The organism is uncultured Fibrobacter sp., assembly GCF_937877005.1.
Taxonomy (GTDB): Bacteria; Fibrobacterota; Fibrobacteria; order Fibrobacterales; family Fibrobacteraceae; genus Fibrobacter.
The window spans coordinates 1-7,315 of sequence record NZ_CALEFV010000012.1; the positions used below are offsets into that span (position 1 = coordinate 1).

8 protein-coding genes and 1 tRNA gene are annotated in these 7,315 nt (G+C 45.8%); 6 read left to right on the top strand and 3 right to left on the bottom strand.

The annotated features are described in order from the left end of the window. The first annotated feature begins 260 nt into the window (after positions 1-260). Positions 261-333, top strand: a tRNA-Gly gene (locus tag Q0628_RS00575). 233 nt (positions 334-566) lie between these two features. Here Q0628_RS00575 and Q0628_RS00580 read toward each other — a convergent pair. From Q0628_RS00580 to Q0628_RS00590, 3 genes are read right to left on the bottom strand one after another with little or no spacing between them, the layout of a single operon-like run. Further along, the gene (locus Q0628_RS00580) at positions 567-1,520 is read right to left on the bottom strand and encodes an HAD family hydrolase (RefSeq protein ID WP_298767515.1); all 954 of its coding nucleotides are present in this window, start codon (positions 1,518-1,520) and stop codon (positions 567-569) included. Positions 1,521-1,535: 15 nt separating this feature from the next. Then, the gene (locus Q0628_RS00585; protein ID WP_298767517.1) at positions 1,536-2,180 is read right to left on the bottom strand and encodes a hypothetical protein; all 645 of its coding nucleotides are present in this window, start codon (positions 2,178-2,180) and stop codon (positions 1,536-1,538) included. Positions 2,181-2,182: 2 nt separating this feature from the next. Next, positions 2,183-3,079, bottom strand: a complete 897-nt coding sequence (locus Q0628_RS00590) for an aspartoacylase (RefSeq protein ID WP_298767519.1) — start codon at positions 3,077-3,079, stop codon at positions 2,183-2,185. Positions 3,080-3,201: 122 nt separating this feature from the next. Between Q0628_RS00590 and Q0628_RS00595 the strand changes: the two genes are divergently transcribed. From Q0628_RS00595 to Q0628_RS00615, 5 genes are all read left to right on the top strand, one after another. Beyond that, positions 3,202-4,752 carry a hypothetical protein gene (locus Q0628_RS00595; RefSeq protein ID WP_298767520.1) on the top strand — a complete coding sequence of 517 codons (1,551 nt, stop codon included), beginning with the start codon at positions 3,202-3,204 and terminating at the stop codon, positions 4,750-4,752. A gap of 21 nt (positions 4,753-4,773) precedes the next feature. Further along, complete coding sequence (locus Q0628_RS00600) at positions 4,774-5,523, top strand: nuclease-related domain-containing protein (RefSeq protein ID WP_298767521.1); 750 nt, start codon at positions 4,774-4,776, stop codon at positions 5,521-5,523. Between the two features lie 69 nt (positions 5,524-5,592). After that, positions 5,593-5,961: a DUF1232 domain-containing protein gene (locus Q0628_RS00605; protein ID WP_073321070.1), complete on the top strand. Its 369-nt coding sequence runs from the start codon at positions 5,593-5,595 to the stop codon at positions 5,959-5,961. Between the two features lie 82 nt (positions 5,962-6,043). Beyond that, complete coding sequence (locus tag Q0628_RS00610; RefSeq protein WP_298767525.1) at positions 6,044-6,643, top strand: hypothetical protein; 600 nt, start codon at positions 6,044-6,046, stop codon at positions 6,641-6,643. Further along, positions 6,631-7,152, top strand: coding sequence for a hypothetical protein (locus Q0628_RS00615; RefSeq protein ID WP_298767527.1), 522 nt, complete (start codon positions 6,631-6,633; stop codon positions 7,150-7,152). Before Q0628_RS00610 ends, Q0628_RS00615 begins: the two co-directional genes overlap by 13 nt. Positions 7,153-7,315 lie beyond the last annotated feature (163 nt).

The window sequence follows — 7,315 nt, forward strand, 5'->3', positions numbered from 1 at the left end:
CACGAACTTGATCGTACAGAGGCCCCTCCCCTTCAACTTCAGAAGTCGGGGAAAAGAACTCCACAAACTTTGTCCACATGGATTTTTCTTCGGCATAACCAGCCGAAACCAAAAGCGTTAAGCATACGGCAAGCCCAATACGGCCCGACATCAAAGATTTCGTAAACATGCCTCAATGATAGAAAAATCAGACAAAACGACACCCGCAAACCGCCCCACCCCTTTACAAACAGCCCATTTTTTCTAAATTAACAGCACTCGCGGGAGTAGCTCAGTTGGTAGAGCGCGACCTTCCCAAGGTCGATGTCGAGGGTTCGAAACCCTTTTCCCGCTCTAAAGCAGAAAACCACCCCTCGGGTGGTTTTTTGCTTTACAAGAGAATTAAAATGGGTTGAGAACCCTCGAAGAGGGTTCGACATAATTTGGCCCATGCACAAAGTGCGAAGGGACAAATTATGAGCTTAATGCGAGTGAAACGAGCATTGAGCCCGTAGGGTTAACTCACAACCTTGCGTAAGCAAGGAATATTGTGAGTTAACAAACCCTTTTCCCGCCTACGGCGTCCGCTATAGATAATAATCCGGCCTAATCCCTAAAGCCTTTTCATCCGCCTCAAGTTCATCCGCCGGCACATTCCGCCCCACCACCAGAGCACTGTCAAAGCCCGCAACTTTTGCGCCGAGCACATCCGTACCCAAGGTATCGCCCACCATCAGCACGCGCGATCCGGCCGGCAAGGAACATTTCACCTTCTCCCAAATTGAGGGGAATGGTTTACCTAAATAATAAGTTTCGCAACCCGCACCCCCATTTGCCTCGCACATGGAATCGCGGCGCAACCTTTCGCTGAGCTCGCCCGACACCGGTTCGCGAGCCGTCACACCATTTTCATCTGGAATCTTCGGCGCCCACGCATCGGAATTCAACACCAAGAGCATCGAGCCCGGCCGCCTTAAAATCTTTACCGCCTGCTCATAGGTTTCGGGAGTATCCTTCGCCGATGAAATCGCCACAATCGGTTCCACCGGTTCTGCAGCCGGAGCCACCGCCTTAATGCCGCAGCTTTCAAGCACATGCTTACCCGTTTCGCGACCAATGTAGTAGACTTCGTGAACATCTCGACGATTCACTCCACGATAGCGCAATTCCGTGCACAAATCCTTGAGCAGGCTCCCCGAAGAAATCGTCTCGGCCTCGCTAAAAGCGAAGCCTCGCTTCGCCGCATCAGAGGCAAGCACCGAATCCACATCGGAGGCCGCATTCGTAATCAGACGCATTTCCTTGCCCGCGGTGCGCAGCATTATATACCAATCCAGCGCACCCTCGTAAACAAAGTTCCCGCGGTTATAAAGCGTGCCGTACCCGTCAAAGCAGAACGCATCGTAACGGTCAAGCAAATCTTCCATGCGCACACGCTGCGGCGCAGGCGACGCACCACCTGCGAGCACACTCGTTCCCACACCCTGCGATTCAATAATTTGCTTATACCGCAGGTAGATTTCTGTTTCGAATTGGGTCATTGACTCAAACGTCGCCTAGCAGCGGCTATTCAGAATCCCGTAGTCGCGGCCTTCCACCGGAATCACCAACTGCAACTTAGAAAGCACATCGATATGCTTGTCGAATTCGGCCTTAAAATCTTCGCCGAGTTCCTCTTCGTCATCGTGATTCAAGTTGTAGGCAATGTAGCTGCCGTCCGGGAAAATCGAAATGCAGCAATCCCACGTAATGTCGCCTTCCTGTTCTTCCTCGTCGTCTTCGCGGTCCTTGCTTTCAAGCATCAGCATCGGGCGCGGAGCCGGAATCGCTTCGGCGTGGCCATTTTCAAAAATGAAGTAGTTGCGGCTCACCAGTTCGTGCTCAAGCGCCATCGTCGAAGGCGTGCGTTCGAATTCGTTGCGCAGCCTGTGGATATTGCCCAAGTCGTCTTCGTACGGGTCCTGGAAATCCTGCGGCAGCACCACCTGGTAGTAGTCGAATTCCTTTCCGCTCTTGGCGTAAGTTTCTTGCCATTCCTGCGGCGGTTCCGGACGAAGCGTCAAGAAATCCTCGAATGCATCCAAAATTTCGAACAACCTCGAATCCCACGGTTCGTTCTTCTGGTTCTGCACCAGTTCCATGAAATTCTTCAGGCGTTCTTCACCCGAGATTTCCTTCAATTCTTCATTTTCTTCAGCCATACTTACCACTCCTCCACTGTTTTCTTGGTGAGGCTCATCGCGATATCCTTTTCGTAGTACGCAGGCTCGCTAATGAAAATCGGATACACCGGACTTTCGCCATAGTACAAAATATCCTCGCCGTCAAATGTTCGGAACAACTTGTCGCCATCCTTGAGTTCGCGATAGTCGCGCCCCATCAAATCCGGATGAATCATCGCCTGGATCGCTCCACCGCCCTGCGGCTTGGGGTAACCCAAATCCTTGAACTGCGTGTACACATCCACCTTGATTGGCGCCCTTTTCTGCAATTCGCCGCGGTTCCATTCCTCGGCAAGCTCCAGGTAGCGCATCACAAGGCGTTCCGTTTCCTCGAAAATCGCGGCATCCAGCGTTCCATGCTGCTGCGGGCCAATTTCGATGCACACATCCGCCTTCGCCACCGTTCCAAAGTACGGCGAAGCGGAGCGTTCTTCGGGCTGGTAATAAATCCACGCGTCCTTGAATTCCTGCGTGAGCACCGCCGAGGCTCGCATCGTAAACGGGTCGCGCGCCGAAAGAATCAGGCAATAGCCCATGTTCGAGCCCGTGTTGTGCACATCCAGAAGCAAGTCCGTCTTGGTGGCGGCCCCCTTCGGGCCATACAAAGCATTCAGTACCTTAGCTCGACGGAACTCGTACTGCTGCGGCTCCACCGTCACATCTAAGCAAGTCTGCGAAAAAGCGCGATTCAAGTCATGATCGCGATAGCGGCGATTCAAGCGCACCGCTTCGGGGTTAGCAAGCACCAAATCCACCTTGGCGCTACAGAGCGAATTATAACACTCCGGGTGTTCCATCCATTTCTGGACAAGGCGAACCCCTGTCCGTTCGTTACCGTGGGTACCACCTGCAACGACTATGGTATTAATCAAACTCATGTTCTAAATATACTAAAATCCAAAGCAAACTTTACACGACACTTCGTTATCATAACAATAAAAAAAAGATTAATTTTTACAAAAGAACCTATATTTGTAATAAAAAAAGTTTGGGCAGTTTTATGAATTTAAGAAAATACTTCGTATTTTTTTGTTGCACCACATTCTTGATAGACTGTTCACAAGTCGCATCGGGAAGTTCGGAAGATGAAGCTTCTATAGCAGAAAGCAGTTCTTCCGGAAGAGAGCCTATATCTAGTAGCGCAAAAAGCAACTACAACACAAGCAGTTCTACCGATGTACAAGATGAAAAATGCACCGGCGATTCAGGCACGCCGTGGGACGGCACCACAGCCAAGGATTTTGCCTGTGGTGCAGGAACTAAGCTCAGTCCTTACATTATCTTGACTGCCGAACAGTTGGCAAAACTTTCTTTTATCGTCGGTTCCAACGATAAAGAATATCAAGGCAAATATTATAAACTAGGCGCAGATATAATCTTGAACGATGGTAAGATTATCGACGAAAAGGGCGCACTCGCTGCAGACTCCACCAAACTTCACAAGTGGACTCCTATTGGGAATTCAAGCGTCGCCTTTACGGGGACCTTCGATGGCGATGGCCACACCGTCAGTGGAATGTTCATCAACACGACAAGCTCGCATAACGGGCTGTTCGGAAATAGTAGTGGAACTGTAGAAAATTTGACCCTTATGGATTCGTGGGTTATGGGAAAAGAAAAAACCGCCGGAATCGTGGGAAATAATACTGGCACACTAAAAAAACTCATAAATAAAGCAAGCGTCACCAGTACTAAGGGGCCTGTTGGAGGCGTAGTAGGGTCATCTAACGATTCCTATGGGAACACCAATTTAGTAGACAGCGTCTATAACTTTGGAGTAATCAAAGGCGGTTCCGATGTTGGAGGTATTCTCGGATATGTTGACAGAATCAAATTATCAAACGCACAAAACCACGGATTAGTTGAAGGTGAAAAATATACTGGAGGAATTTGGGGTGGAGCCAATTCAACAACTATTGCGGCAAACAACTTAATCAATTATGCAAAAATCATCGGGCAATCATATACAGGAGGAATTGCTGGATACTGTGGACATTATGGAGTTGGTACAAAATACTCGGCAAAATGCGGAACGTTTACAAACATCAGAAACGAAGGACCAATACAAGGATTATCTTGTGTTGGAGGTATTGCAGGATCTTTCGGAGGAAAAGCTATTTCTATAAACAATTCTGCTTCTATTAAAGGAACTAGCTATGTTGGAGGATTGTTTGGAAATGCCGACTTTTCAACAACAACCTCTCTTTATAACACAGGTGATGTTTCTGGCTCAAAAAATGTCGGAGGCATTATCGGATATAACCAAGAAGGCGTCACCAGTTCCGCCTATTCTACCGGCAAAGTTGACGGAGATTCTCTAGTCGGCTTGATGATTGGCTACAACTACAACACCACCATGGCAGACTACTACTATCTGGAACAAGGAGACCAAGAACCCTTCGGCCTTAACAACGGCGGCGGAGTCGCCACCCCAAAATCTGAAAAAGAAATGAAATCCTCTGACTTTGCAGAACTCCTCGGCGAAGATTTCGTTTACAACAGCGGCTTGAACAGCGGCTTCCCCATTTTAAGTTGGGAACAAGAAAAATAACGATATACCAAAGGAAATCTAATGGGAAAGAAATTCCGCACACATGTCCAGGGCGAATCACTCCAAAAGAAAATTGATGCTGATTACGAGCGTTATTTTAGTATTTGGGCTTTATTTATCGCCTTTTTTATACTAACCCTTTATGTATGGCTTTTTTATTTTGGTGTATGGGACATCACTTTTTGCCTTGCTATGACTTTTTCCATAACAACAGGAATCATTCTTGTCTATGGGATTCATAAATCAAGAAAACTGATAAAACACATTCGCAACTGTTATAAAGGAATGGAAGGGGAACGTCTTGTTGGCGAGATGTTAAACAAAATGAGCAATGACTCCACCCGAGTATTCCATGACATTTGCGGAGATTGTTTCAATGTTGACCATCTTATTATTAGTACCAAAGGCATTTTCACTATTGAGACAAAACATTACGACCGAAAGAAAGGATATAAGTTTTTATTCCAAAACGGCAAATTAATGTTTAACGGCCATCAATGCACAACCCTATTAAATCAAATGGATGGTGAAGCCAATTTTATTCATGAGAAATTGATCACCCTTTGTGGACGTGACTACCCCATTCAGAAAGTAGCGATTATCATCGGAGCATACATTGAAAATACCCAAAAAGATTTTTCAAACTACTGGATTTTAAATGAAAATAGTTTCCAAAAGTTTTTTGCAAATGCAAAAGATTGTCTTACCATTGACGAAGTTCGTTCAATAGCAAACCAAATCACAGAATGGATTAAAGTCTCCGTTGACTAATTATTTTAGTTGAAACAGTGCTTGAGATTGCAAAAAAAATCAATCGGCAAATTTATTATATTAAATGCCATGACAAAAGATGAAGACGAAATCGAAGAAGTAGAAGTTCACGAAATTCACCGGGAAGAAGTTCCTGTGGAAGATAATTCTTCGAACATGAAAAAGGCTTTGGCTGTGTTGCTGATGCTTGCAGCCTTGGCTTATGACGCCTCTCCTATAGACTTCATTCCAGACGTTCCCATCATAGGTTGGATTGATGATGCGGGCCTTACGCTCGCAGCAGGCATCAACCTGATTCAACAGTTTGTCGGAAACCAGAACGCAAGCCTGGTTAAGCTCCTGAAATACGCCAAGTGGACCTTCGTCTCGATGGTCGCCATAGCCGTTTTGCTGCTAGGCGGTCTAATCGCCCTGATCGTCAATTTGATTGCCAAATAAATCAAAAAATCCTTTACAGTCCAACAGAAATGTTATTTTTAGGCCGATGGATTACCGCCATTAAATGAAAACAGAGATAATCATGCACCAACGATTATTAGCTCCATTCAGTTTACTATTCTTGATCCTTGCTGCATGCTCCATTCCGCTTACAAGTGGCGAAAGCGATGCCCCCGACATCATCACCATAGAAGACTTGCAAGGATGTTATTACGCAGAATATTATCACGAAGATTCTGTCTTTCACTACTATGAAGACAGCGTTCTTGTTTCTTATCCCACAGACTCTGTAGTCTTTTCAGACACAAGCGAAAGCCACATTCAATGTGAAAGAATCTGTTTTGAACAAAATATACAAAAAAGCCATTTTAAGTTTTACAGATACCGTTGGAATACAAAATATCCTGAAATAAAGACCCTGTACCATCATTCAGAAAAAATTGGAAGTGGCTCCGTGACTATCGTAGAACCATTAGCCCAAGGCTACGATATAGTGCAACCAGGCTCTTTCGATTACAATGTGGCATACCAAAGCTGGGATTCCACCTACAGATTTGAAGGCTCCCAATCTTGGCTTTCAGCCGTGCAAGACCGATACGGATATAAAACTTATTCCGAACGAAATGGAATCAAGTATCTGGATGAATATTCTTCCAAAGGATGGACCCTATGCGAAGAATAATCCCGTGCCTTTTGATTCTGTGTGGGCTCTCTCACGCAATCTTTATTGACGCCACCATTCAAGACAGCCGTATTGTAGACGATAATCACATATATAAACCCGAAGGTATTGTTGGCACGGCTTTCGAAATCGGCTTTTTCAACGAAGCCGAAAACATAATTGACTACACACTGGCGTTCGGAATACGTCGATTCGGATACTCCTATGATGAAGGCAACGAGACCGTTGCCACGTGGGCAATAGAATTTAAGCCCTTGATATGGTCAATTACACTATGGAACGTCTCCTTCGAGGCCAATTTGGGAATAATGAAAACCATCGCTGGGCACCACTACCGGGAAGATGGCGACGGTAACAATCTGGATTACGGTTTCAGGCTCGGCTATCGAATCAATTCACAATTTATGGCAAGTATCAGCTATACCGAGCAGCGCCCTGTAGAAGCAACTCTTAGATTGTTCACTCTTGGTGGTTGGGGTGTAAATTTCCAATACAACCTTCCATGGTAAATCCGCACAAACCATTATTATGAATATGATTATTATAGATATAATAATCACTTATCACCCCCTAAAACAAGCTTTTGCTCATCATTCGCCTTACGCATTTGCCGTCTATTTTCTATCTTTCCCCCCGTATTTTATTGTACAGTAAAAACCAGGGATTTATCCC

Coding starts and splice junctions, on each gene's coding strand:
- Q0628_RS00580 (WP_298767515.1), bottom strand. CDS start 1,520: ATGACCCAATTCGAAACAGAAATCTACCTGCGGTATAAGCAAATTATT.
- Q0628_RS00585 (WP_298767517.1), bottom strand. CDS start 2,180: ATGGCTGAAGAAAATGAAGAATTGAAGGAAATCTCGGGTGAAGAACGC.
- Q0628_RS00590 (WP_298767519.1), bottom strand. CDS start 3,079: ATGAGTTTGATTAATACCATAGTCGTTGCAGGTGGTACCCACGGTAAC.
- Q0628_RS00595 (WP_298767520.1), top strand. CDS start 3,202: ATGAATTTAAGAAAATACTTCGTATTTTTTTGTTGCACCACATTCTTG.
- Q0628_RS00600 (WP_298767521.1), top strand. CDS start 4,774: ATGGGAAAGAAATTCCGCACACATGTCCAGGGCGAATCACTCCAAAAG.
- Q0628_RS00605 (WP_073321070.1), top strand. CDS start 5,593: ATGACAAAAGATGAAGACGAAATCGAAGAAGTAGAAGTTCACGAAATT.
- Q0628_RS00610 (WP_298767525.1), top strand. CDS start 6,044: ATGCACCAACGATTATTAGCTCCATTCAGTTTACTATTCTTGATCCTT.
- Q0628_RS00615 (WP_298767527.1), top strand. CDS start 6,631: ATGCGAAGAATAATCCCGTGCCTTTTGATTCTGTGTGGGCTCTCTCAC.